The 23,992-nt window shown below is 59.4% G+C and carries 24 protein-coding genes and 2 pseudogenes; 17 read left to right on the forward strand and 9 right to left on the reverse strand.

From position 1 onward, the window contains the following. Positions 1 to 9: 9 nt before the first annotated feature. From P3T22_RS19060 to P3T22_RS19080, 5 genes are all read left to right on the forward strand, one after another. Entirely contained in the window at positions 10 to 345 is a 336-nt protein-coding gene (locus P3T22_RS19060; protein WP_429325808.1) for a hypothetical protein, read from the forward strand. A 40-nt stretch (positions 346 to 385) separates the two neighbouring features. After that, positions 386 to 643: a hypothetical protein gene (locus P3T22_RS19065; RefSeq protein WP_429325828.1), complete on the forward strand. Its 258-nt coding sequence runs from the start codon at positions 386 to 388 to the stop codon at positions 641 to 643. Next, a complete protein-coding gene (locus P3T22_RS19070) occupies positions 618 to 998 on the forward strand; it encodes a hypothetical protein (protein WP_429325809.1) in 381 nt (126 codons plus the stop codon). The genes P3T22_RS19065 and P3T22_RS19070 overlap by 26 nt, the downstream gene beginning before the upstream one ends. 140 nt (positions 999 to 1,138) lie before the next feature. Next, positions 1,139 to 1,348 carry a hypothetical protein gene (locus P3T22_RS19075; protein WP_429325810.1) on the forward strand — a complete coding sequence of 70 codons (210 nt, stop codon included), beginning with the start codon at positions 1,139 to 1,141 and terminating at the stop codon, positions 1,346 to 1,348. Between the two features lie 69 nt (positions 1,349 to 1,417). Continuing rightward, entirely contained in the window at positions 1,418 to 1,621 is a 204-nt protein-coding gene (locus P3T22_RS19080; protein WP_429325811.1) for a hypothetical protein, read from the forward strand. A 742-nt stretch (positions 1,622 to 2,363) separates the two neighbouring features. Here the strand turns inward: P3T22_RS19080 and P3T22_RS19085 are convergent. The 5 genes from P3T22_RS19085 to P3T22_RS19105 all read right to left on the reverse strand — a co-directional run bounded on the left by P3T22_RS19085 (position 2,364) and on the right by P3T22_RS19105 (position 7,192). Beyond that, positions 2,364 to 2,807 (reverse strand): hypothetical protein, encoded by a 444-nt coding sequence (locus P3T22_RS19085; protein ID WP_429325812.1) that lies wholly within the window; start codon positions 2,805 to 2,807, stop codon positions 2,364 to 2,366. A gap of 451 nt (positions 2,808 to 3,258) precedes the next feature. Then, positions 3,259 to 4,161, reverse strand: coding sequence for a plasmid partitioning protein RepB C-terminal domain-containing protein (locus P3T22_RS19090; protein WP_063494420.1), 903 nt, complete (start codon positions 4,159 to 4,161; stop codon positions 3,259 to 3,261). Further along, on the reverse strand, positions 4,158 to 5,060 hold the full coding sequence (locus tag P3T22_RS19095) for a ParB/RepB/Spo0J family partition protein (protein ID WP_063494421.1): 903 nt from the start codon (positions 5,058 to 5,060) through the stop codon (positions 4,158 to 4,160). Before P3T22_RS19095 ends, P3T22_RS19090 begins: the two co-directional genes overlap by 4 nt. Then, positions 5,057 to 6,622, reverse strand: a complete 1,566-nt coding sequence (locus tag P3T22_RS19100) for a recombinase family protein (RefSeq protein ID WP_429325813.1) — start codon at positions 6,620 to 6,622, stop codon at positions 5,057 to 5,059. Before P3T22_RS19100 ends, P3T22_RS19095 begins: the two co-directional genes overlap by 4 nt. 168 nt (positions 6,623 to 6,790) lie before the next feature. Continuing rightward, entirely contained in the window at positions 6,791 to 7,192 is a 402-nt protein-coding gene (locus P3T22_RS19105) for a hypothetical protein (protein ID WP_429325814.1), read from the reverse strand. 701 nt (positions 7,193 to 7,893) lie between these two features. On the opposite strand from P3T22_RS19105, the pseudogene P3T22_RS19110 reads away from it, so the two are divergent. From P3T22_RS19110 to eutC, 4 genes and pseudogenes are all read left to right on the forward strand, one after another. After that, positions 7,894 to 8,055 (forward strand): annotated as a pseudogene (locus P3T22_RS19110) (DUF4172 domain-containing protein); the annotation flags it as partial. A gap of 612 nt (positions 8,056 to 8,667) precedes the next feature. Further along, positions 8,668 to 10,071, forward strand: a complete 1,404-nt coding sequence (eat, locus tag P3T22_RS19115; RefSeq protein ID WP_429325815.1) for an ethanolamine permease — start codon at positions 8,668 to 8,670, stop codon at positions 10,069 to 10,071. 43 nt (positions 10,072 to 10,114) lie between these two features. After that, entirely contained in the window at positions 10,115 to 11,509 is a 1,395-nt protein-coding gene (locus P3T22_RS19120) for an ethanolamine ammonia-lyase subunit EutB (RefSeq protein ID WP_429325816.1), read from the forward strand. Further along, positions 11,506 to 12,291, forward strand: a complete 786-nt coding sequence (gene eutC / locus P3T22_RS19125) for an ethanolamine ammonia-lyase subunit EutC (RefSeq protein ID WP_429325817.1) — start codon at positions 11,506 to 11,508, stop codon at positions 12,289 to 12,291. Before P3T22_RS19120 ends, eutC begins: the two co-directional genes overlap by 4 nt. 66 nt (positions 12,292 to 12,357) lie before the next feature. On the opposite strand, the gene P3T22_RS19130 is transcribed toward eutC, so the two are convergent. Both P3T22_RS19130 and adh read right to left on the reverse strand, forming a co-directional pair. Continuing rightward, a complete protein-coding gene (locus P3T22_RS19130; protein WP_429325818.1) occupies positions 12,358 to 12,753 on the reverse strand; it encodes a DUF779 domain-containing protein in 396 nt (131 codons plus the stop codon). Between the two features lie 64 nt (positions 12,754 to 12,817). Continuing rightward, positions 12,818 to 14,338, reverse strand: a complete 1,521-nt coding sequence (adh, locus tag P3T22_RS19135; RefSeq protein ID WP_429325819.1) for an aldehyde dehydrogenase — start codon at positions 14,336 to 14,338, stop codon at positions 12,818 to 12,820. Positions 14,339 to 14,665: 327 nt separating this feature from the next. On the opposite strand from adh, the gene P3T22_RS19140 reads away from it, so the two are divergent. Next, positions 14,666 to 15,706 carry a helix-turn-helix domain-containing protein gene (locus P3T22_RS19140; RefSeq protein ID WP_429325820.1) on the forward strand — a complete coding sequence of 347 codons (1,041 nt, stop codon included), beginning with the start codon at positions 14,666 to 14,668 and terminating at the stop codon, positions 15,704 to 15,706. Positions 15,707 to 15,725: 19 nt separating this feature from the next. Here P3T22_RS19140 and P3T22_RS19145 read toward each other — a convergent pair whose 3' ends face one another. Further along, on the reverse strand, positions 15,726 to 18,164 hold the full coding sequence (locus P3T22_RS19145; protein WP_429325821.1) for a heavy metal translocating P-type ATPase: 2,439 nt from the start codon (positions 18,162 to 18,164) through the stop codon (positions 15,726 to 15,728). An 81-nt stretch (positions 18,165 to 18,245) separates the two neighbouring features. On the opposite strand from P3T22_RS19145, the gene cadR reads away from it, so the two are divergent. The 5 genes from cadR to P3T22_RS19170 all read left to right on the forward strand — a co-directional run bounded on the left by cadR (position 18,246) and on the right by P3T22_RS19170 (position 22,833). Next, positions 18,246 to 18,677 carry a Cd(II)/Pb(II)-responsive transcriptional regulator gene (gene cadR, locus P3T22_RS19150; protein WP_063494441.1) on the forward strand — a complete coding sequence of 144 codons (432 nt, stop codon included), beginning with the start codon at positions 18,246 to 18,248 and terminating at the stop codon, positions 18,675 to 18,677. A gap of 111 nt (positions 18,678 to 18,788) precedes the next feature. Further along, the gene (locus P3T22_RS19155) at positions 18,789 to 18,989 is read left to right on the forward strand and encodes a hypothetical protein (protein ID WP_028197690.1); all 201 of its coding nucleotides are present in this window, start codon (positions 18,789 to 18,791) and stop codon (positions 18,987 to 18,989) included. A gap of 45 nt (positions 18,990 to 19,034) precedes the next feature. Then, positions 19,035 to 20,438, forward strand: a complete 1,404-nt coding sequence (dbpA, locus tag P3T22_RS19160; protein WP_429325822.1) for an ATP-dependent RNA helicase DbpA — start codon at positions 19,035 to 19,037, stop codon at positions 20,436 to 20,438. 354 nt (positions 20,439 to 20,792) lie between these two features. Then, positions 20,793 to 21,947, forward strand: coding sequence for a pyridoxal phosphate-dependent aminotransferase (locus P3T22_RS19165; RefSeq protein ID WP_429325823.1), 1,155 nt, complete (start codon positions 20,793 to 20,795; stop codon positions 21,945 to 21,947). Positions 21,948 to 22,038: 91 nt separating this feature from the next. After that, entirely contained in the window at positions 22,039 to 22,833 is a 795-nt protein-coding gene (locus P3T22_RS19170; RefSeq protein ID WP_429325824.1) for an ABC transporter substrate-binding protein, read from the forward strand. Positions 22,834 to 23,067: 234 nt separating this feature from the next. Here the strand turns inward: P3T22_RS19170 and P3T22_RS19175 are convergent. Beyond that, a pseudogene (locus P3T22_RS19175) lies at positions 23,068 to 23,115 on the reverse strand (hypothetical protein); the annotation flags it as partial. 155 nt (positions 23,116 to 23,270) lie between these two features. Here P3T22_RS19175 and P3T22_RS19180 point away from each other — a divergent pair. Continuing rightward, on the forward strand, positions 23,271 to 23,405 hold the full coding sequence (locus P3T22_RS19180) for a hypothetical protein (protein WP_429325825.1): 135 nt from the start codon (positions 23,271 to 23,273) through the stop codon (positions 23,403 to 23,405). A 279-nt stretch (positions 23,406 to 23,684) separates the two neighbouring features. Beyond that, positions 23,685 to 23,992 (forward strand): ESPR domain-containing protein (locus P3T22_RS19185; protein WP_429325826.1); only part of this gene is annotated, 308 nt, incomplete at its 3' end.

Raw genomic sequence — 23,992 nt, forward strand, 5'->3', positions numbered from 1 at the left:
GAGACTGCGATGCCTATCTGGCGACCACGCCCCGCTTCCGAATTGCCGGGGATTCCGTTGTCTCGATGGCGCATATTCGAGACGAAGGGCGGGAGCGGACATTTTGTTGGCGTCGATATGTTTGACTCGTCGGGACGCGTCAGCTCCCCGATAGTGACGTTCGACCCGGTCATTTTGCAGGGTACGACTCAGACGGGACGTATTTACGAGCCGGTCGGCAGGAAAGGCTCGTCATTGAACGTTGACCACGTCTGGATGCGGTGGAGCGAACTGTACGAGGTGACGTCATACACCGACGTCACCGAACGTCTGTTTGACGGAGCTGATGATGACGACCCCACATGAGCGCACGAAAGCCGTGACTGATACGCGAGAGCTGTTGCAGATGCTCGCGTCTGCCGAAGAGATAACCATCGACGGCCTTGTCCAGTCGGTGGCGCTAGGTCTGCTCAGGCACTACCCACTCGACATCGACCTTGATGTGTCGGCCGCAGCATTACCCGGAATCTGGGCAGCACCGAAACACCGGCGGGCGGTCTCAACAGCAGCCTCAGAATGTCGAAGAGGCTCCCCCGGCCGGCTCGATTCTGACGATATACGCAATCAAGGAGAAGATGATGACCGGACGGCATCTGGTTCCTGACGATTTCCCGAAAGAGCCGGCGCCTGGAGCTTTGCCCGGTGCGCGGCTCAAGCTTCTCGTGCGCGAGATAGACGGGCGGTATCACACCGGTCTTACAGACGAAGAGGTGTGGACACGTTATGACGCGTGCGAGGACCTTGCCGGTCAGCTCACGGAGTACGCGTCGCGAAAGATGTCTGCGTCTGGCCTGTCGCTGGACGACGCATTGGGGCGGGTCGAGAAAGGTCTGAAAGCGAAAGTCGGCGCCGGCAAATGGGATTTTTCTCGCGGCGAGGTGGCCTGGCTGATGAAGCGCACGCGTGAGCTACTGCTGGCTGCAGCGAATGGCGAAGGAAGCGGGAATGCGAGCGATTGACTTTACGGGCGCCAGAAATCTTCGCGCTGGCGGGTAGGCCGATGTCCACATCCGCTACCGCCGTATCGGCGTTGGACGACCAGCGAAAGGTCCTGACGCCGAAATGTCGCGGAAGATTCCGGAGTCAGAGGAGGTAAAACGTGAAGCGGCTCAATCGCATTTCTGAATGGCTACTTCACTTCGCTTCATCACAGAAGAACATCGACCGCGTCGCGATGTGGTTCGGTGGCGGCGTCTCGGTGCTTGCAGCGACATTTACCGTCGCTGTCATCGTCATGCTGCTGCGCAGACGAGCTATGTCAGCGAACGACATGGGCGTCGATGGCTTCCCAAAATGTCTTTGCGAATAGGCAGGCCAACCAACGATGTCCGGCAGCCTGACCGTGAAACCATAACCCGTCACGACGGAGGAGGGACATATGCTTTCGGAAAATAATCTGGACCTTGAGATTGCGCTTCAGAAGATTCACGAACTGTCCATGGCGGACGGTGATTTAGGGTACGGATACTGGTACGCAATTGGTCAGCTTCTACGCCGGGCAGCCGGTATGCAAGCCGAAATAAATTTGCTCGCAAAGGAGTTGGAACGATGTCGCGCGATGCTTGCTCGCAACTCTGGTTGAAAGTCGCGTCATGGCCCCTTGGTTATCTGATTGAGTTCGCCACTGACTGATTTCTCTTCATCAGTCTTCGCCTCTAAGCGACCGCGCTCATCTCGCAGCGCGTCGCAAGGGATGTGGACCGCCGCTATGTCAGGGTTCGAATAGAGGACCGCACTGAATTGCTGCTAGTCGAGAGAAATGGTTGCAATGATGGACTCGAACTCCCCCATCAAATCCGGATGAGCGATACTCCGAACCGCGTGCGTGTCCCGGCAGGCGATTTATGCGCCGGTGGAAACATGGTTGGGCCGCACTTATACGTAGCAACACGTGGGTCGTTTAGGGTATCGGCAATCCGGAGAACTGCGTCAATACGTTAAAAACTCGAAGTTTGAGTTTAGCGACCAACGCGAGCCGTCTTCGTAGCAGCGCGTTGACGAACCGAGCAACTAGTTCGGTTTTGTTGGCGCGGCATGCACTCACCTGAGGTGTGCTTGTGGAATGCGTTAGCCCCCGTGGACACAACTCCGTCGCCATATGAGCCATATTGTTGCAAGCGACGATACCTCACTGCGTTGTTTGAGTCCGATTTGCTGGGACATTCGCTCACGCGCCCGACGTCGAACTTGTGAAAGCCGTCGACCGGAGCCGACGGCCGCCATGGCGCGTCATACGAACCCGCTGTGTTCCATGCCGTAATTGTCCGTCTCGCTGGGCTTGAACTGCGGCGCGTCTGAAAGCGTCGGACGACGCGGTTTCAGAATCAACAGTCAGGGAAATAGATGTATTGGTTGCGGTTTTTCAGTTCGGCCGAAAAATCTTTCGGTGCAGGCTCTGCAGGCCGAAGCTTCACTAACTCATTCGGAAGATGGTGAACGGCGGTGCGGAAATGCACATCCGCCGACGTATCGAATTGCGATGGATTGGCGAAATCCAAACGGGAAAACGTCGCGAAGCCGCTCATAAACTTGCCCATATCGGAACTCGCCATGATTGCCTCTAGTGGGTCAAGTACCTCAGTCTCGATGGGAATCGAAACCCGTATGGAACCTGTGACAGTCGCGACCTCCAGTTCGTACTCGTCCAGCGCAAATATTGCCGCAGCAATCGTTGCGGGATGCGTCGTGGCCAGCAGACGCCGGTCACCACTGTCCAAGTTTCCGACGATTGCGCCTTCCGAATTCTGATAAAAGGTAAGCTTTAGCATTTCTTCTCATAGTTATACGGGACCTTCCTGCTATAGCAACTTGCGCCACGAGTAAGGAACCCATCCAGGCTGGTTCGCCGACCGCATTATCGGCAGAGATTCGACAAACTGAAGGGCGGCAGCGCTTTGCGTCAATTTCTGGTCTGCCGCTTCGACTCAATTGCTCAACCTGGAAGGCCGCTGTCGAGCCGCACGAGGGTCGCTTTTGAGCGAAGAAGGCCGTGGTTCGCGGGCGCCGACTTTTTCGCCGTGTGGAGGTCGCCTCGTGTTTTGGAACGCCTCTGCTTGAGGGGGGAATGTCGATTCAGCAGTTATCGCAAGTCAGTGGCTGGAAGGGGGAAAGCGTCTCGCACTGGATTGACCGGGGCCTGCTGGATTCGCAACTGATTTCGCTGCGTGGGCAGCCGTGCAGAGTGATGATGCCGCATCAACTGCTCACGTTCAGGCCGGCCTAGAGAACCGCGCTGAATTGCTGCTGGTCGAGAGAAATGGTTGCAATGATGGACTCGAATTCCGCCATCAAATCCGGATGGCGTTGGGTAACGTATTGCCGGACAGATTCGTTTTCGACGAGCTTCGCGAGAAACCCTTTCGCAAGCACTAGATTTAACACGTCCTGACCGTAAGTCTGTTCCACGAGCTTGTACTGCCCCTGCAGATTGCTCATTTCCCGCTCCATTTTCGCCATCTGCTCAGGGCTAACTCCGGTCAGTTTGCGCGGCTTCTTGCCCTCCACAAGCCGCGCTGCGGGCGTTGCCACCAGCAATGCCTCGGCGTAGGACACTGAAACATTGTTCGCAGCCACCATCAGCTCAACGCATTCGACCTGCCGCGTGGGCTTCATTTTGCGAATAGCGCGAACAAGCTCCGGCGAGAACTGCCGGTCTCCGAGAAGTTCAGCCGCCTCTGGGCACACGCCGTCGAGCAGAGACATCTTCTTTATAATCTGGGATACATCCACGGAAAGAGCTTTCGCCAATCGTTCGGGCGATACGCCTCTGTCAATTACACGCCGAATCATATAGTGCTCCTGGATTGTCGAGAGGCGATTGACCCGGTTGTTATAGGTGTAGCTCTCGTCATCGGTCGCGACAAGGCAGGCAGCCCGCTCGTGCCCCAAGTCCTGGATGGCAAGTAAGCGTAGATGCCCATCCAGCAGAACATGCTGGCCGGAAGACTGGTCCGCAGGCGTTACAGAGAGCGGTTCTATCAGGCCGACTTCCTCAATGGAGGTTCGTATCTGCTTGAATTTACGCGATTCGACCACGGATGACGGGATTCTGCGCGATGGCAAGATGCTGGAGACCGGTACCGACAACGGCTCGGGGATGAATCCAAGGGTTACGCCAGTCATGTGGCACTCCCGGTTGGCCAAACGCGTTCGGCAAGATACTTCGGCAGACTGGCCAGTCCCTCCGCGCGCAAGAGGTTGATGAAGTTCTCATCGGCGAGCAGTTGCCTCAATCCACCGACGACAAACAGCAACCGCTGTTGTGTGAATTCGGCTTTTCTGACCATGGATTTCTGACGTTCTACCTCGCGCTCGTACGTCCGCACGAGACTCGATGTCGTGACGGCGGCAGACTTGCTCGTCATATTGTGCGCAGTGCTTCGCCCGAGTGCTTTTCTGCGCTCGATGACACGGCGAGCGTTCATCAGTTGCTTGCCCCGCAATTTGCCCGACTCATAGGCCTCCTGGAGTGCTGCTTGCATTTCAGTATCGTCGTCGCCGGCGCCAACAATCATAAGGGCCGCATTCAGAGGGACGAGGCCTTTCTCCACCGCAACGACAAGTCTCTCTTCTCCCTGGCGCAGCAGCGTGAGGATGCCGTGAACGTAAGTCGGCGTAAGTCCTGTCTTTTCGGCAATGACCTTCGGCGCGTATCCCTGCTCCTGCAATTGCCGAATGCCGGCAAGCCGTTCGAGTGGGCGACACTGCCGACGCGCTATGTTTTCCGTCAGACTCATCACGAACGCGTCCTCGTCGCTGACGCTTACCACGAGCGCGGGAATAGTCGCTTCCCCAAGCGAGCGGAACGCCTTCAATCGCCCCTCGCCGCAAACAAGGAGGTACTTTTCTATGCCGCTGGCCGTTGCTCGCGGCGTGACCACGATAGGTTTCTTGAGACCGATGGTCTTGATGTTGTCGACGATTTCATGGAAAACCCGAGCGTTACGTTCTCGCGGATTGATGACTTCAATCTGATTGACGGGGACCATCCGGATTTCTCCGGGCTGCTGTCGCGAGTTCACGCTACTCTCCTGAGACGGGCGCGCTCGGCCATGCCATAGAGGTAGTCCAATGTATCGAAGCGATAACTCTCAAATTCGATTGGATTCTGGTCGGCGAGATGAATACGCGGTTGTCCAAAATCCAGACGTGGTAACAGGTAGTAGTCCAGCGCCGAAGCATTCGTCTGGTCGAGCCGCACTGCGACTGTGATATCCGGCAGGAGGCTCGTATCGAAGCGCACCTTCCAATGATTGCGGCCATTGTCATGCGCCTGGCAGCGCGCGAGCACGATGCAGGCCGTGAACTCGTCGTTGACCGTGAGCAGGTCGGTTGCAGGGTCGCGTATCACCGTGCCGCCCAAATCCGCGATTTTGCTCTCCGTCTGCGCAATGATTTCCGGATGCAGTTGTCGCAGGAGGCGGTTGGCCTCAATGTATCGATAATCTCGGCCGGGGGTAAAACCGACTGCCTGATACGCACGAATTAAACTGCCGAATCGGTACACATAGACCGACGTAGAAGGCATGCCATCTGTTTCATCAATCACTACGCCGGACAGAAAACCGCGACTGCGGAACAGGTTGCGCAGTCGCTCGATTAGCTCCTCATTTGAGTAGTGACGCGCTCTCGCTCTCATGATGCCCTGAGCGGTGTAGAACGTTTCGCTTGGCACGATTGCCTGAAATGCCGCCTCCTTTCGAATCCACATGTCGGGCGTGTTGGCCACCCTCATTTTTTTCAGCTTGAACGACACCCGGTTGTATACGTTGTTGCCGATGTATTTCTCGTTGGTCAATACTTCCCGTACCGTGGCTCGTGTCCACTCCCGGTCAAGGTCGGTCCGCACGTGCATGCCATTCAGGCGAGCCGCGATTTCGTATTCGTCGAGTGACTCGTCGATAAACCAGTTATAGATTAGATTGACAATTCGCACCTCGCTTTCCGGCCCCGGCATGAGAATTACCCGGTCCGTCTGCAGGCTTTTATGTTCGCCCCGACACAGCTCCGCTTTCATGAGTCCGTGCTCATCGACCAATACCCGGCGAAGCCCATAACCGGCTGGGCCTCCTTGTCGGAAGCCCATCTCAATTAAACGGCACTGGCCCGCGAAAACCTTCGCCGACAATTCGCGGCTGTACTCGCCAGCCATTGCCCGCTTTACCCCTTTCACGATGGTCGAGACAGGCGACCCGTCGTTCTCGAACTGCTCGGCGCAGTACGCAACCTGGATGCCAGCACGGCGGCAGATGTACTCGTAATACGCGCTCTCGTCGGCATCCTGGAATCGCCCCCAGCGACTCACGTCATAGACGAGGATTACGCAGAAATCGGCCTTGCCATTGGCGACATCGGAGATGAGAGTTTGAAGTGCATGGCGACCGTCGATTCGAAGACCGCTTTTACCCTCATCGGCATATGTGCGGACGATTTCGAATCCGCGGCGGGTTGCGTAGTCTCGAATCCGGTCGCGCTGATTCTCGGTCGAATACTGTTGGTGTTCGGTCGACATGCGGACGTACTCAGCTGCCCGTCCTGCCAGGGAGCCGGCTACGACTGCTGCACCCGCGTTATTGAATGACATTCTCCGCTCCGCAACTCAGATACAGACACGCGGCAGGCACCGGGCGCAAGGGGAGCCCCAAATGCGAACGCCGCGGCTTCACATCAGGCGGTGGCGTTTGAAAGCGAACGGTGACAAGGCAAAGGTAGCAGGCCCGACGCCAATGTGTATCACGTCATCTCTTTGCAATCATATGGGCGGTGCTGTCGGCGCAGACAGCACGGCTATGTGGACGGTCCACACGTCCATTTTTGCAGCGCCGGCATCATCCGCATGACGCAGTACGTAGAAGCCAGAGCCCAGCGGCCGAGGGAGTTCGATGACATCCATCTTTGCAATCGGCTTGAAACTCCGTCGTGCATTGCGCATCCGCTGCATGCTGCTGTTGCGCTCTCGATACGCCGGATGTGCAGCTCGATATTCGCGCCAATAGTCGGCGTGGCCTGCGCGCCATCTCGCCTGAGCACGGGCCTGGTTGTCGCGATAGTCGCGGTCGATACGGAGCCGGTGGTTCTGCCAGTCGCGTCGACGGGCGCGCTGGCAAGCTTCCGATGAGCAGTAGCGCTGACGAGGAACATGCAGCAGCGGCACGAACGCGTTGCCACAGGCGAGACAGAGGCGGGGGGATTTCATGAGTGCCCTCGAGGTCGGGTTGCGACGGGCAGACGCCGACGCCTCGACCAGTCACTGAAACGGCTGGCCTGAGACGAAATAGAGAGGGGTTTAACTCGGTAGTTGCTTCGTTAAACAGCCATCGCTGTCTGCGTGGCGCGTGAGTAGGCCAGTCTCAGAAACTTGGACATTTCTTGACCGCCGGCGTGCATCGAGATGGGTCGCTCACGACGGCCCTATGGGCGATGGCGATGGGAGAGCTTCGCCAGGAAGGTACCCCGCTGTCATGCCGGTTCAGCTGCGTGCAAAAAAATCTCACGCGATGCTTCCCCAAATCTCATCCGATGCGTCCCACAGTCCGCAGCGTGTTGTCCGACGGGCCCAAAAATCTCACGTTTTGAGTCTCGCTACAGCGTATATGGAGCAAAGAAAATACACTGCAAATAGCGGAAACTGAAGAGAAAATCGCTAATAATTACTAGAGGTATCGAGCGCGAAAATCCGCCTATTAGGAAAGTGGATGTGGCCTTAGGTCTAGCGATTTCCGACCGCTGAGTACTTGAGTGTGTGTATTCAAGTTATATCTTCACCGCTATTTGCTCTTGGATACGACAAGACAAGCGCTTGCGAATGACCGCAGGCGCTTTTTTTTGTGCGTACACCGCGGCCCGGGTGTAAGGATTGACGGTTTTGACGGCAAGTTAACCAGCAGCAAGTGGGCAGCCATTGCGAAGTGTTCACCGGATACCGCGTTGCGCGACATCAGCGAACTCGTCACATTCGGCGTGTTGAAAAAATCAGCAGCAGGGGGCCGCAGCACGTCGTACGAGCTAGCGGACTGAGCGCTGGATAAGTCAATCCACTTATCCACAGCCCCCTCTGGACAACTTTTGTACAAGCCACCTGACACGTTGTGGGCGAAACTTTGATAAATCCGCGACCCCGCCGGCTCAGCCAAAAGTTCTCCCTGGCTCCTTGCCCCTGTTCGCCTACGCTCCGCAGGGTTATCGATTCCGCAGCCCCTTGATCCGTAAACGAAGAATCAAGTTATCCACAGCCAGGTGGGATGCTTGTTAACTATTACTACGTATACATATACAAAGACTATAAAAACCAGAGAGGCATCCGGAAAGCACGCTGCGTAAACATGCACAAAGGCAGCACAGGCCCTGCAAAGCCTTCAAACAAACGGCAAACAGATCTCCGTTAATTAACCGAAAGAAGACTGCCGAGCGGATGCGAACCAAAGTACCACGTCCCCATTTACCAAATCCTGCGAATCTCACCTACCGCACGTAAACGGAGTTAAGCACCCACTCACACAAACGCGCCCGAACTTTGCCGAATTTCGATAACACCTCGAATAATGGCTCACTACCATCGGTTGAAGCCTGTCCGCCTATGCACCGCAAAGTCTTGCGGCGTCGAGCAAGCGGCAACATCAGGAGCGCCCGATGAAATCAGAATCCAAAAGTCAGCACGTCGGTAAAGTCACGCATCACGAGTTGAAGCAGACGCTCGGCACGTGGCAACTGTGGGGAATCGCGGTCGGTCTGGTCATTTCCGGCGAGTATTTCGGCTGGAGCTATGGCTGGGCGAGCGCCGGCACGCTTGGCTTTGTCATCACGGCGGTTTTTATCGCGGCCATGTACACCACTTTCATTTTTAGTTTCACCGAACTCACCACGTCGATTCCGCAGGCGGGCGGCCCGTTCGCCTACGCGCGTCACGCTTTTGGCCCAACCGGCGGTTATCTGGCGGGCGCGGCGACCTTAGTCGAATTCGTGTTCGCACCCCCCGCGATTGCACTCGCGATCGGCGCCTATCTGCACGTGCAGTTTCCGGGTCTCGAACCCAAACACGCGGCGATGGGCGCGTATCTCGTCTTCATGGCGTTGAATATCGTCGGCGTGCAGATCGCCGCAGCCTTCGAGTTGTGCGTGACGCTGCTCGCGATCTTCGAATTGCTGGTGTTCATGGGCGTCGTGTCGCCCGGCTTTCAGTGGTCGAACTTCACGAAAGGCGGCTGGTCGGGCGCGGATATCTTCAGCATGGGCTCGTTCCACGGCATGTTCGCGGCCATTCCCTTCGCCATCTGGTTTTTCCTCGCAATCGAAGGTGTCGCGATGGCCGCCGAAGAAGCCAAGAATCCCAAGCGTTCGATTCCGATCGCCTACGTCGCCGGCATTCTGACGCTGGTGCTGCTCGCCATCGGCGTGATGGTGTTCGCAGGTGCCGCCGGCGATTGGACCAAGCTGTCGAACATCAACGATCCGTTGCCGCAAGCCATGAAATTCATCGTCGGCGAACATAGCGGCTGGATGCATATGCTGGTGTGGCTCGGTCTGTTCGGGCTCGTCGCGTCGTTTCACGGCATCATCCTCGGCTATTCGCGGCAGATCTTCGCGCTGGCCCGCGCGGGTTATCTGCCGGAGTGGCTCTCGAAAGTGCATCCGCGCTTCAAGACGCCGCATCGCGCGATCATTGCGGGTGGCGTAGTCGGCATCGCCGCGATCTATAGCGACGAGCTGATCCAGTTCGGCGGTCAGACGCTGACGGCGAACATCGTGACGATGTCGGTATTTGGCGCTATCGTGATGTATATCATCAGCATGTTGTCGCTGTTCAAGCTGCGCCGCTCGGACCCGAACATGGAGCGCCCGTTCCGCGCGCCGCTGTTTCCGTTCTTTCCGGCGTTCGCGCTGGTGGCTGCGGTGATTTGTCTGGGCACGATGGTCTACTTCAATTTTCTGGTGGCCATTGTGTTCGCGATCTTCCTCGCGCTCGGCTATGTCTACTTCCTGTTGACGCGCCATCAACGCGAAGCAGCGCCGGCAGACGTTCTGCTCGAAGAGTGACGGATCGAGCCGCTGCGCAAGCAGCGGCGATGGAGTCGTGAAGATGAGCTACACCGAGACAATTGGCAGCCGCACGTATCGTTTCGCCGACCTGAAAACGTTGATGGCGAAAGCCAGTCCGCTGCGTTCAGGCGACCAGCTCGCGGGCGTCGCAGCGGCGAGCGAAGAAGAGCGCGTCGCGGCCAGGATGACACTCGCGCAGGTGCCGCTGCGCACGTTTCTCAACGAAGCGTTGATCCCGTACGAAAGCGACGAGGTCACGCGCCTCGTGATCGACGATCACTCGCCGCAAGCGTTCGCTGAGATCTCGCATCTGACGGTCGGCGATTTCCGCAACTGGCTGTTGAGCAGCACGACCGATGCGGACGCGCTTACGCGCATCACCGCCGGCCTCACGCCGGAAATGGTGGCGGCGGTCTCGAAGCTGATGCGCAACCAGGATCTGATCGCGGCGGCGCGCAAACGTCCGGTGATCACGCGCTTTCGCAATACGGTCGGCTTGCCGGGTCATATGTCGGTGCGTCTGCAACCGAATCATCCGACCGATGATGTCAAAGGCATTGCCGCATCGATGCTAGACGGCCTGATGTACGGCTGCGGCGACGCGATGATCGGCATCAACCCAGCCAGCGACAATCTCGCCGCGATCACCAAGCTGTTGCTGATGATCGACGACTTCCGCCAGCGCTATCAGGTGCCGACGCAATCGTGTGTGCTGACCCACGTCACCAACACGATCGCGGCGATCGAAAAAGGCGCGCCGGTCGATCTCGTGTTTCAGTCGGTTGCCGGCACGGAGAAAGCGAATGCGGGTTTCGGTATTTCGCTTGCGCTGTTGCAGGAAGCGTATGAAGCAGGGTTGTCGTTGAAGCGTGGCACCGTCGGCAATAACCTGATGTATTTCGAAACCGGGCAGGGGAGTGCCTTGTCGGCCGATGCGCATTTCGGCGTCGATCAACAGACGTGCGAAGTACGCGCCTATGCCGTCGCGCGCAAGTTCAATCCGTTTCTGGTGAACACAGTGGTCGGTTTCATCGGACCGGAATATTTGTACGACGGCAAGCAGATCACGCGCGCGGGCCTCGAAGACCACTTCTGCGGCAAGCTGCTTGGCGTGCCGATGGGTTGCGACATCTGCTATACGAATCACGCCGAAGCCGATCAGGACGACATGGATAACCTGCTCACGCTACTGGGCGTGGCGGGCATCAACTTCATCATGGGCATTCCCGGCGCGGACGATGTGATGCTCAACTATCAAAGCACGTCATTCCACGACGCCCTCTACGTGCGCGACGTGCTCGGCCTGCGCCGTGCACCGGAATTCGAAGAATGGCTGGAGTCGATGCAGATCACCGACGCTCGTGGTGCTTTGCTGAGTGCATCGTCACAGCAACCGCTGCTGGAAGGCGCGAATGACTGGCTGGGTATCGCATGAGCGACTTCCTCGAAAAGAATCCATGGAACGCGCTGCGGCAGTTCACCAACGCGCGGATCGCGCTGGGCCGCGCTGGCAATAGTTTGCCGACTGCGCCGTTGCTGGCGTTCAACCTTTCGCATGCGCAGGCGCGCGACGCGGTGCATCATCCGCTCGATACGGACGTGCTGCACGAACAGCTGCGCGCGCAAAATTTCAGCACACTGGATGTGCATAGTGCCGCGCCCGATCGCGAGCATTATTTGCGGCGCCCTGATCTCGGGAGGCGTTTAAGCGACGAAAGCCGCACAGCGCTTGGACAACTCAAGGTCGATTCACCCGAAGTGGTCTTCGTCATCGCCGACGGCCTCTCTGCATTCGCTGCGTCGAAGCAATCGATCCCGCTGCTGCAAGCTGTCATTCCGCGTCTGGCCGATTGGAAGATCGGCCCCGTCGTCGTCGCGCGTCAGGCACGCGTCGCGCTCGGTGACGAGATCGGCGAGTTGCTCAATGCCAAGCTGGTGGTGATGCTGATCGGGGAGCGTCCAGGTTTGAGTTCGCCGGATAGCCTCGGCGTCTATCTGACTTACGCGCCTAAGGTGGGCTGCAGCGATGCGCAACGCAACTGCATTTCGAACGTGCGGCCTGAAGGTCTGGACTATCCATTGGCCGCGCACAAGTTGCATTACCTTCTGACGCATGCAAGGCGCCTCGGTCTCACGGGTGTCGGTCTGAAGGACGATAGCGACGCACTGCTGGCGAGTACACCGACAGTGCCCGCAGTCGGCGACGATTCAAATTAGCGACGCACTGCTAACGAGCACTCCCGCAGTCAATGACAATCCGAACTCAAGCGTGACATTAAAACGCTAAGCATCCACCCGTTCCACCGGATGCGTTTCGAGCCACGCATTCTCGTTATCCTCGAACAGTCGCGAACGCGTCAAGAACCGCAACCCGCTCGGCCGTTCCAAAGAAAACATTCCGCCATTGCCCGGCACCACGTCGATGATCAACTGCGTGTGCTGCCAGTATTCGAACTGCGATTCGCTCATGTAGAACGGCACGCCGGCAATCGCGCCGAGTTTCACATCGGACGAGCCGACCATGAACTCACTCTGGGGAAACATCATCGGCGCGCTGCCGTCGCAGCATCCACCGGATTGGTGAAACAACACGGCCCCGTGTTCGGCGCATAGCTTTTCGATCAAATCGACCGCAGCAGGCGTGGCGATCACGCGGGCCACTTCCTTCTCATCAGCCATCACATGCCCTCGCTAAAAAAGAGCGAGCCGCGCAATGCGGCCCGCTCGGACAGGGTCATTACGCTTAGAAGAAGCCGAGCGGCTTGTCGCTATAGCTGACGAGCATGTTTTTGGTCTGCTGATAGTGGTCGAGCATCATCTTGTGATTTTCCCGGCCGATACCCGATTGCTTGTAGCCGCCGAACGCAGCATGTGCCGGATACGCGTGATAGCAGTTGGTCCACACGCGGCCCGCCTGGATTTCCCGGCCGAAGCGATAGGCGCGCGTACCGTCGCGCGTCCACACACCGGCGCCCAGACCATAGAGCGTATCGTTGGCGATCTCGAGCGCTTCATCTTCGTTCTTGAAGGTCGTCACGGAAACGACCGGCCCGAAGATTTCTTCCTGGAAGATGCGCATCTTGTTGTGGCCGCGGAATACGGTCGGCTTCACGTAGTAGCCCTTGCTTAGTTCGCCGTCGAGTTTATTGCGCTCGCCGCCGATCAGACACTCAGCGCCTTCCTGCTTGCCGAGGTCGACGTACGAGAGGATTTTTTCCAGCTGTTCCTGCGAGGCCTGCGCGCCGATCATCGTCTTCGTATCGAGCGGATGGCCTTGCGTAATCGCAGCCACACGCTTCAATGCGCGCTCCATGAAGCGGTCGTAAATCTTTTCATCGATCAACACACGCGACGGACACGTGCACACTTCGCCCTGATTCAGCGCGAACATCGTGAAGCCTTCCAGCGCCTTGTCGAAATAGCTGTCGTCCTCGTTCATCACGTCGGCAAAGAAAATGTTCGGGCTCTTGCCGCCGAGTTCGAGCGTCACCGGAATGATGTTCTGGCTCGCGTACTGCATGATCAGGCGGCCGGTTGTTGTCTCGCCCGTGAAAGCGATCTTTGCGATGCGCTTGCTCGACGCGAGCGGTTTGCCGGCTTCGAGGCCGAAACCGTTCACTACGTTCAGCACGCCCGGCGGCAGCAAATCGTGGATCAGTTCGAGCAGCACGAGAATCGACGCAGGCGTTTGCTCAGCTGGCTTCAGCACGACGCAATTGCCGGCAGCCAACGCAGGCGCGAGCTTCCATACCGCCATCAGGATCGGGAAATTCCACGGAATGATCTGGCCGACCACGCCGAGCGGCTCGTGAAAGTGATACGCGACTGTGTCGTGGTCGATCTCGGAGATCGAGCCTTCCTGCGCACGCACGGCGCCGGCGAAATAGCGGAAATGATCGATGGCGAGCGGGATATCCGCAGCCATCGTTTCGCGTAGCGGCTTGCCGTTGTCGATCGTTTCAGCCACGGCGATGCGTTGCAGATTCGCTTCCATCCGGTCGGCGATACGGTTCAGAATGTTCGCGCGATCGGTGGTCGAGGTCTTGCCCCACGCTGCCTTCGCACGATGCGCGGCGTCGAGTGCGAGTTCGATATCGGCTTCGCGCGAACGCGGGATCGAGGTGAACGGCTCGCCAGTGATCGGCGATACGTTGTCGAAGTACTCACCACCCACAGGCTTGACCCATTCGCCGCCGATAAAATTCGCATACTGCTTTTTGTACGGGAATTCGGTCGTCAGAAACTGCATCTCTGCGTGATTCATCTGTGTGCTCCTCACATGTTTGAATGGGCTATATTCGGCGCGATATTTCGCTTGGCCGCGAGAGGCTAGAGCCAGAACCGTGCCAATGCACCGCGCTGGTGAGCCGTGTAGGCGCAGCAGGCACTCATGCGAGGCATGGCGCATGACATGGCTCACTGTGCCGAGGAATGAGCGCTTCGTTTCTGACCAGTGTGCGCGGCGCTGTTCAGGAATTGAACAGGGCGTGAGCACCCTGCCGGTCAAAGCGAAGCGAAGTAAGCGGCGAATCCGTTCGGCATGGGAATTGCCTTCTGTTTCTCCTCGATATTCCGTTTTCGCAGATCTGGTATGACGATTGAATTCCGAAACGACAGCCTGACAGCACCGACGTACGCGCAACAGCCGAGCTTTTGCGTGCAGACCTGCGTCGCTTACGATGCAGATGAGCAGGCGCGTAATCTCCACGGCTGGAACCAGACCTACGACCAACTGACCGCGGGCCGCTTCGTCGGCGGGTTGACGGAGTTGTGTCTCGATCACATGCAGGTGTTCGTCGAAACAACCAGCCATACGCTGCGCCAAACCTGCGAAGTGCAGGAAGACGCCTACTGGTTCGGTATTCCGACTTGCCCGGAGGGCTCCGGTCGTATTGACGCACAGGTCATCGCGGGTGATGCGCTCGCATTTCGTCAGGGCGGGATCGAATTCGAATTGCTGACCTCGGCGGGCTACGAGATTTTCGGCGTGGTGGTGAAGGGTGACGTGCTGCGCCGGTACGCGGCCGAGGTAGAGCGCGTCGGCCTGGCCGACCATTTGCCGAACACGGAAGTCGTGTCGATCGGCACGGCTCGTAAGGCGCGGCTGTGCACCTCTCTGCGGCAGCTTCTCGACGACGGCGCGGCCAGCGGCGCGCCGCTGTCCTCGTTCGCACGCAACAATTTGCAAGCGTCGGTGCTGGCCTCGTTGTTCGACGTCGGCGCGTTACCGGCCGATGGACAGGTTGAAATGCCTACGCGTGGGCGCCGTCAATCGATCGTGTCGGAAGCGCGCAAGTATGTGCTGGCCAATCGCGACCGCGCGATCAACGTGCCGGAGTTGTGCGAGCGCTTGCATGTGAGCCGGCGCACGTTGCAATACTGCTTTCAGGACGTGCTCGGGATGGCGCCCGCCACCTATCTGCGCACGATCCGATTGAATGGCGCGCGGCGCGACCTGTGCAATGCGTCGCACGAATCACGCTCAGTCCAGGATATCGCCGCGGCATGGGGCTTCTGGCATTTGAGCCAGTTTGCGACCGACTACCGGAAGCTTTTCGGCATCCGCCCGTCGGAGACCTTGCAAGCTGCCAACGGACGCCTCGACGAACGCGCGTATTTGTTCGCGCACTGAGCGCAGGGGCGCCGGGACGTTATTTGCGCAACAGCCGCAAGCCATTCGCCACCACCAGCAGGCTTGCGCCGACATCCGCGAACACGGCCATCCACATCGTGCCCAGACCCATCATCGTCAGCACGAGGAAGACGCTCTTGATGCCCAACGCCAGCGTGATGTTCTGCACCAGCACCGCATGCGTCGCCTTCGACAGACGGATGAATTGCGGAATCTTGCGCAGATCGTCGTCCATCAAGGCGACGTCGGCGGTTTCGATCGCGGTGTCGGTGCCCATCGCGCCCATCGCAAAGCCGATGTCGGCGCGCGCCAATGCGGGGGCGTCGTTGATGCCGTCGCCGACCATGCCGACCGTCGCGCCTTCCTGCGACCACTGCGCCACCGCGTTCAGCTTGTCTTCGGGCAACTGATTGCCGCGTGCTTCGTCGATGCCGACTTGCTGCGCGATCGCGGCAGCCGTGTGCGGGTTGTCGCCGGTGAGCATGGCGGCACGCACGCCGAGGCGATGCAAATCGGCGATCGCGGCGCGGCTGGTGTCCTTCACCGTGTCGGCGACGGCAAACAGCGCGAGCACGCGCTCGGCATCCACCAGCATCACGACGGTTTTGCCTTGGCCCTCGAGCGCGTCCAGCCGCGCTTCGAGCGAAGCCGAGCAGCGTCCGAGCTCTTCGACCAGCCGATGATTGCCAAGCCAATACGGCACGCCGTCGATTTCGCCGCGCACGCCGCGGCCTGGTAGTGCCTCGAAGGCCTCCACCGTGACGCTGGCGCTTGCGATGCCTTCGCTTTTCGCCGCTGCCGCGATCGCCATCGACACGGGATGATCCGAGCGGCCCGCAAGGTTCGCCGCGAGTGTCCTGCTACGGACCACATCGACATCGGCGCGCATCTCGAACTCGGTTTGCACCGGCTTGCCGTGCGTGATCGTGCCGGTTTTGTCGAGCGCGAGCCAGCTCAGCTTGCGGCCTTGTTCAAGGTAGGCACCGCCTTTGATCAGGATGCCCTTGCGCGCGGCAGCAGCGAGGCCGCTGACGATTGTCACCGGCGTCGAGATCACCAGCGCGCACGGACAGGCGATCACCAGCATCACCAGCGCCTTGTAGACCCATTCGTGCCACTGTCCGCCGAACAGCAGCGGCGGCAGCACCGCCACGGCGAGTGCGGCAGCGAACACGATCGGCGTATAGACGCGCGCGAACTGATCGACGAAACGCTGGGTCGGTGCTTTGGTGCCTTGCGCTTCTTCGACTGCGTGAATGATGCGCGCGAGGGTCGTGTTGCTGGCTGCGGCCGTGACACGATAGTCGAACGACCCGGCCTGGTTGATCGTGCCGGCGAATACTGCATCGCCCACGGTTTTGTCGACTGGCAGGCTTTCGCCGGTGATCGGCGCCTGATCGACGCTCGAGCGGCCCGCGACGATTTCGCCGTCGAGCGCAATCCGCTCACCGGGTTTTACTCGCACCACCGCGCCGAGCGCGATCGACTTGAGGTCCGTTGGCCGCCAGCTGCCGTCGGCTTGCTGCACGCTGGCCTGTTCGGGCGTAAGTTGCATCAGCCCCTGGATCGCATTGCGGGCGCGGTCGAGCGACTTCGCTTCGATCAGTTCGGCAATCGTGAAGAGCACCATCACCATCGCGGCTTCTGGCCACTGCTGCAGGATTAGCGCACCGGTCACCGCAATGCTCATCAGCGCGTTGATGTTCAGGTTGCCGTTGCGGATCGCGAGCCAGCCCTTTCGGTATGTCGTGAAGCCGCAGGAGGCGATCGCGAGGAGCGCCAGACCCGCCGCCAGCCAGGCAGGGGCGCCAAGCCAGCCGGCGGCCTCTGAGCCCACCGCAGCAATGCCTGCGAGCGCCAGCGGCCACCACGGCTTGGGCGGCGCTTGGGGGGCGACTGCCGCGTCCGGGTTTGCGTCTGCCAGTTCAGGCGTGAAGTCGAGCGAACGGATCGCGGCGAGGATCGAGTCGAGGGCGTCCGGCGCGTGGACGACGGTCAACACGCGCTGCATCAGGTTGAAGTCAATGCTGCGCACGGACGGCATGCGGCTGAATTTCTTGCGGATCAGCGCTTCTTCGGTCGGACAGTCCATCTGCATGATGCGGATCGCGGTGCGCAGATCGCTGCCGACGGCTTCGGACTGCGGGAGCTTGACCGGCGCGGCTGCGGCGTGCGCCGTTCCGCAACAGCCTGCCTCGGCGTGGCTGTGGGCGTGTGCGTGACCGTGGTCGTTCGCTGCGTCGCCATGGCTGCAGCTTTCACCGTGAAAGTGAGGGTGCGCTTCGTGGTCAGGCGCGTGATCAGGGTCATGCGCTTCGTGGTCGTGAGCGCATGATTCGCTACGACCGTGACCATCGGAGTTTTCATCCACATGGTCGTGGACATGCCCGTCATGCCCGTGGGCACAGGCTTTGGCTTGTTCCGGACGGTCCGCTTCGGCGAGGTCGGCGTGAGGCATGGGTGGCTTCCTGGTTCGATTTGTGGTCTAGTAAACACCTTGAAGCCACTACAAGGTCAAGGCCGCAATCCGGGAGGGTCCATGAAAATTGGCGAACTGGCGAAAATCGCCCATTGCACGACCGAAACCATCCGTTTCTACGAAAAAGAGGGCCTGTTGCCCGAAGCGGAGCGCACCGAGGCCAATTACCGCAGCTATACGGCGAGGCACGTCGAACGCCTGCGCTTCATCCGCAATTGCCGTGCGCTCGATATGACCCACGACGAAATCCGTGCGCTGCTGCGTCTGACAGACGCACCGGCAGACGGCTGCGGCGGCATCAATGACCTGATCGACGAGCACATTGCGCACGTCGACACGCGCATCGACGAATTGAAGCAACTGAAAGCGCAGCTGACCACGCTGCGCGAGCAATGCCACGGCGAACAGGCCGTTGAAGACTGCGGCATCGTTCAGGGCCTCACCGACATGGACGTGAGCGCAACGCGGGCGCGGCATACGCATCTGGGTTGAAGCGTTCCGCCCGTACTAACGGCGGCGCCGGCCATCGCAGTGACAGCATTCACGGCTGGGCCATTTATCCGGCCCGCCCAATAAACAATCGAATCCAGTTGGAGAATCAACGTGTTTACTTGTAGAAACCAGCCCTGCGGCGAGCAGTGGGAGATGTCGGACGTCGTCATCAAGAATGAAGGGCAGGGACTCCTGTTCCGTTGCCCGATGTGCGGCGCGCGCAATTACGTCGAACGTTTCGACGGGGAAGATGGCTCGGTGCTGTACGAGCAGATCGAAGGTCGACCCGCCACCGGCCCCATGGCCGAATAGTCCTTAGCCTTCAGCCTTCTTCAGTCGATAGCGAGCCATCACCCTATGAACACTCCCACTCAAGCCGGCGCGCCGTTTAGCCAGCTACCGCTACCGCCCGCGACACTCGCCAATCTGACGCAGCTCGGCTATCTCGAGATGACGCCGATTCAAGCCGCGAGCCTGCCGATCGCATTGGCCGGCAACGATCTGATCGCCCAGGCGAAAACCGGCAGCGGCAAGACCGCGGCATTTTCGCTGGCGCTGCTCAACCGCCTCGACGTGCGCAACTTCGCCGTGCAGGCGATGGTGCTGTGCCCGACGCGCGAACTTGCCGATCAGGTCACGCAGGAAATCCGCCGTCTGGCGCGCGCCGAAGAAAACATCAAAGTGCTGACGCTGTGCGGCGGCACGCCGATGCGGCCGCAAACGGCCAGCCTCGAACACGGTGCGCACATCGTGGTCGGCACGCCGGGGCGGATCATGGATCACCTCGAGCGCGGCAGCCTGCCATTGCAGTCGCTCAACACGCTGGTGCTCGACGAAGCCGACCGCATGCTCGACATGGGTTTCTTCGACGATATCGCGACTGTCGTAAAGCAATGCCCGAAAGAGCGGCAAACGCTGCTGTTTTCCGCGACGTACCCGGAAGGCATCGTCAAGCTCAGTCAGCAATTCCTGCGTAATCCGAAGGAAGTCAAGCTCGCCGAGCGGCACGACAACACCAAGATTCGTCAGCGTTTCTATGAAGTGACCGAAGACCAGCGTCTGCATGCTGTCGGTCTGCTGCTGAACCACTATCGTCCCGTGAGCACGCTGGCGTTCTGCAACACCAAGCAGCAATGCCGCGATCTGCTCGACGTGCTGCGCGCGCAGGGTTTTCATGCGCTCGCGCTGCACGGCGAACTCGATCAGCGTGAACGCGATCAGGTGCTGATCCAGTTCGCGAACCGCAGTTGCTCGGTGCTGGTCGCCACCGATGTTGCCTCGCGCGGTCTGGACATCGCGGAGCTCGAAGCGGTGATCAACGTCGATGTGACGCCGGATCCGGAAGTGCACGTGCACCGCATCGGCCGCACGGGCCGCGCCGATCAGGAAGGCTGGGCGCTCAGTCTCGCCAGCATGAACGAGATGGGCCGCGTGGGCAGTCTCGAACAGGCGCAGAAGCGTGAAGTCGAGTGGCACAAGCTGGCCGATCTCAAGCCCGCGAGCAACGAGCGGCTGCTGCCGCCGATGGAAACGCTGCAGATTCTTGGCGGCCGCAAGGAAAAGATCCGTCCCGGCGATGTGCTCGGCGCGCTGACCGGCGAAGCGGGTTTCGCCGGTTCGCAGATCGGCAAGATCAACGTGACCGAAATGTCGACCTACGTGGCCGTGGAGCGCAGCGTCGCGCGCGAGGCATTGCGCAAGCTCAGCGCCGGCAAGGTGAAGGGCAAAAAGGTCAAAGTCCGGATGATGGACGACGCCTGATCGTCGGCTAGCTTACTTTTGACGGTTGCGACCGCCTGGTCGCAGCCGAGTTGGCCTGCATCACCGCTTCGCATTACAACTCCGCATCACCGCCCTGCATCACATTACGTCATACCTCGGCTGTTTTGCGCGCTTCCCGTGCGGCTCCATTTCTCCCGCTAAACCCCCGATTTCATTGCCTTAGCCTGCCCCGGCGCGGCATTGCGCGAGCCATGACGTAAACGCATGCCGCGCATGACAAAGTTTCGATTGTGACGGTTCTTTGGCTGATGCCTAATTCATGAAACCGGATGGGACCGCCGCGCAGCCGGCATCCGCGAATCCGCTGCCGGATGAAGAAAGGGAGAAAGCCTTATGCAGAGCGCCATGCAAGCTCGCTCGAAACTGCCTGACGTAGGTACGACGATTTTTACCGTGATCGGCCAACTGGCCGCACAACACGATGCACTGAACCTGTCGCAAGGTGCGCCGAATTTCGCACCGGACGCGAAACTGATCGACGGTGTCGCGCAAGCCATGCGCGCCGGTCATAACCAGTACGCGCCGATGGCCGGCATCACCGCTCTGCGCGAAGCGCTCGCCAACAAGGTCGAGATGCTGTATGGCGTGCGCTACGACCCGTCGAGCGAAGTCACCGTGATCGCCAGCGCCAGCGAAGGCCTGTATTCGACGATCAGCGCGTTGGTGCATCCCGGCGACGAAGTGATTTACTTCGAGCCGTCATTCGATAGTTACGGCCCGATCGTGCGCCTGCAAGGCGCGACCCCGATCCCGATCAAACTGTCGCTCGCCGATTTTCGCGTGAACTGGGACGAGGTTGCCGCCGCGATTACGCCGAAGACGCGCATGATCATCATCAACACGCCGCACAACCCGACTGCGACCGTGTTCAGCGAGGCCGACATCGCGCGTCTGAAGGCCGTGACGCGCAATACCGATATCGTGATCCTTTCCGACGAAGTCTACGAACACGTGGTGTTCGACGGCGCCAAACATCAGAGCATGGCTTGCGACACCGAACTCGCGGAGCGCAGCGTGATCGTGTCGTCGTTCGGCAAGTCGTATCACGTGACCGGTTGGCGCGTCGGCTATTGCCTCGCGCCTGCCGCGCTGATGGACGAGATTCGCAAAGTCCATCAGTTCATGATGTTTTCTGCCGATACACCGATGCAGTACGCGTTTGCCGATGCACTGGCCAATCGCGAGAGCTATCTCGGCCTGTCCGCGTTCTATCAGAAGAAGCGCGATCTGCTCGCCCATGCGCTGCGCGAATCGCGCTTCGAGTTGTTGCCGAGTGAGGGCAGCTTCTTCATGCTCGCGCGCTTTCGCGGTTTCTCCGAGGAAAGCGATAGCGATTTCGTGCTGCGTCTGATTCGCGATGCGCGCGTAGCGACGATTCCGCTGTCGGCGTTTTATACCGACGGCACGGATTCCGGCTTGATCCGCTTGAGCTTCTCGAAGGACGACGCAACCTTGATTGAAGGCGCGCGGCGTTTGTGCGAAATCTGATTGACCGGCTGCACGAGACAGCGGCATTTTGGCCGCAGTATGATCGTCGCGCGGTTGCTGTTACAACGAAACAAAGGGAAAGGGACCGGATATGAAATCACTCAAGCCTCTATTGGCGCTGGCCTGCGCATTCGCGTCGATTGCCGCATCGTCTGCCGCGCTCGCCGCCGACACGTCGACGCTGCGTTTCGGACTCGAGGCGCAGTATCCGCCGTTCGAATCGAAAGGGCCGAACGGTGAACTGCAAGGTCTCGACATCGATGTCGGCAATGCTGTCTGCGTCGCTGCGCATATGACGTGCAAATGGGTCGAAACCTCGTTCGACGGTTTGATTCCCGCGCTGCAAGGCCGTAAGTTCGACGCGATCAATTCAGCGATGAACGCTACCGAGCAGCGCCGTCAGGCGATCGATTTCACCACCGTCGTGTATCGCGTACCGACCCAACTGATCGCGAAGCGCGACAGCGGTGTGCTGCCGACGCTGGCATCGTTGAAGGGCAAACGCGTCGGCGTGTTGCAGGCGTCGATTCAGGAAACCTTCGCGAAGACACATTGGGAACCGGCTGGCGTCACCGTCGTGCCGTATCAGGATCAGAACCAGGTGTATGCGGATCTGGTGGCGGGGCGACTCGATGCGACGCTCGTTCTCGCGCCGGCCGGCCAGACGGGTTTTCTGTCGAAGCCTGACGGCAAGGACTACGCGTTCGTCGGTCAACCGGTGCGCGATGACAAGATCCTCGGCAGCGGCATTGCATATGGGATTCGCAAGGGCGACACCGCGCTGCGTGATCAGCTGAACGCGGCGATTGCGAAGGTGCAGGCAGACGGTACGGTGAAGACGCTGGCGGCGAAGTATCTCGGCAATATCGACATCTCGCCGAAGTAACTTATTGACCGTGTTACGGCCCTTGCGCGGTGCGTGCCGTGTGTCGCGTGCCGATTGTGCGCCGGCGCTGAGCGCGACGACGTTGGACCGGCCCGGGAGAAATCGACGAGGCCAACACGAAGGCGGCCTTGGGGAGTAAGACGGTCATCTGATGCCTCGATACGTGAGTGCGCAGGACTTGCGACGCTCAACGGTGTCGGGCAGCGGGGCGGGGTATATCGAAGGAGATCGCTTTCAGTGAAGCGTCGCTGCAGCGCCGCAGCACTTCTTGAATTTCTTGCCGCTGCCGCAAGGACAGGGGGCGTGGCGGCCGCGGAGGCAGTCGCGAGTTCGCGCCTTCTTGCACGGATCGGCGGCGCGGTACTGCCGTCATCCGTGTCGACCAATTGCGCGCATTGACGGGGCCATTGAGTCTTGACGAAGTAGCGGAGCAGTTCATGGGGCTTTCAATGTTTGTTCAAGTCTCTATTTTCGGTCTGATCGATGATGTGTTGGCTGATATGCGATCGACGCTGGAAGTTGCGAGCGCGCTTGGCAATTCAGGTACCCGCAGCACGATGAGTAACGCGTAGAACCCGCAGTGCCGGCGTGACCGCGCAAGGTCTTATGCCGGTCCGCATAGTTGCACATTTACAAATTATTGGTCGAACCATTTTTGCCAGCCTCGCGCAGGTTTTTTCGTTCACAAGAGGTCGGATGAAATCGGACCGTGACAATAAGAAAACTCCGAATGTGTCGTATTCGTTGCGCAAGAGCACGTTATGACAATTTGTAACCTCAACTTACACAAGCTAAATGTGAACAGCCGCTAGTTTACGAACCTTGATTGTTTCGTATAACGAATCGGCAAAATGAATAAGAACAATTACCGGCTGGTATTCAGCCGGGTGCGAGGGATGCTCGTCGCCGTCGAGGAAACCGCCACGGCAACGGGAAAGGAGAACGGACAGACCACGGTGCACAGTCGCGGTAATCCGGCAGTTCGCACAGCGCTATTTACACTGCGGCAGATCGCGTTCGCTGCGCTTGTATTGCTCGGCGTGCTGCCCGCCCGGTCAGGCGCGCAGATCGTTCCCAGCGGCGCGCACTCGCCTTCGGTCGTACAGACACCGAACGGCCTGGATCAGGTGAACATCAACCGGCCCTCGGGCACGGGCGT

This window comes from Paraburkholderia sp. GAS348 (assembly GCF_050434205.1).
GTDB lineage: Bacteria > Pseudomonadota > Gammaproteobacteria > Burkholderiales > Burkholderiaceae > Paraburkholderia.

Bases quoted from the DNA above. Each gene is read 5' to 3' on its own strand.
- adh (WP_429325819.1), bottom strand. From the start codon at position 14,338: ATGAATCACGCAGAGATGCAGTTTCTGACGACCGAATTCCCGTACAAA.
- P3T22_RS19120 (WP_429325816.1), top strand. From the start codon at position 10,115: ATGAGCTACACCGAGACAATTGGCAGCCGCACGTATCGTTTCGCCGAC.
- dbpA (WP_429325822.1), top strand. From the start codon at position 19,035: ATGAACACTCCCACTCAAGCCGGCGCGCCGTTTAGCCAGCTACCGCTA.
- P3T22_RS19140 (WP_429325820.1), top strand. From the start codon at position 14,666: ATGACGATTGAATTCCGAAACGACAGCCTGACAGCACCGACGTACGCG.
- cadR (WP_063494441.1), top strand. From the start codon at position 18,246: ATGAAAATTGGCGAACTGGCGAAAATCGCCCATTGCACGACCGAAACC.
- P3T22_RS19170 (WP_429325824.1), top strand. From the start codon at position 22,039: ATGAAATCACTCAAGCCTCTATTGGCGCTGGCCTGCGCATTCGCGTCG.
- P3T22_RS19060 (WP_429325808.1), top strand. From the start codon at position 10: ATGCCTATCTGGCGACCACGCCCCGCTTCCGAATTGCCGGGGATTCCG.
- P3T22_RS19100 (WP_429325813.1), bottom strand. From the start codon at position 6,622: ATGTCATTCAATAACGCGGGTGCAGCAGTCGTAGCCGGCTCCCTGGCA.
- P3T22_RS19130 (WP_429325818.1), bottom strand. From the start codon at position 12,753: ATGGCTGATGAGAAGGAAGTGGCCCGCGTGATCGCCACGCCTGCTGCG.
- P3T22_RS19180 (WP_429325825.1), top strand. From the start codon at position 23,271: ATGGGGCTTTCAATGTTTGTTCAAGTCTCTATTTTCGGTCTGATCGAT.
- eutC (WP_429325817.1), top strand. From the start codon at position 11,506: ATGAGCGACTTCCTCGAAAAGAATCCATGGAACGCGCTGCGGCAGTTC.
- P3T22_RS19165 (WP_429325823.1), top strand. From the start codon at position 20,793: ATGCAGAGCGCCATGCAAGCTCGCTCGAAACTGCCTGACGTAGGTACG.
- P3T22_RS19070 (WP_429325809.1), top strand. From the start codon at position 618: ATGACCGGACGGCATCTGGTTCCTGACGATTTCCCGAAAGAGCCGGCG.
- eat (WP_429325815.1), top strand. From the start codon at position 8,668: ATGAAATCAGAATCCAAAAGTCAGCACGTCGGTAAAGTCACGCATCAC.
- P3T22_RS19145 (WP_429325821.1), bottom strand. From the start codon at position 18,164: ATGCCTCACGCCGACCTCGCCGAAGCGGACCGTCCGGAACAAGCCAAA.
- P3T22_RS19065 (WP_429325828.1), top strand. From the start codon at position 386: ATGCTCGCGTCTGCCGAAGAGATAACCATCGACGGCCTTGTCCAGTCG.
- P3T22_RS19085 (WP_429325812.1), bottom strand. From the start codon at position 2,807: ATGCTAAAGCTTACCTTTTATCAGAATTCGGAAGGCGCAATCGTCGGA.
- P3T22_RS19080 (WP_429325811.1), top strand. From the start codon at position 1,418: ATGCTTTCGGAAAATAATCTGGACCTTGAGATTGCGCTTCAGAAGATT.
- P3T22_RS19090 (WP_063494420.1), bottom strand. From the start codon at position 4,161: ATGACTGGCGTAACCCTTGGATTCATCCCCGAGCCGTTGTCGGTACCG.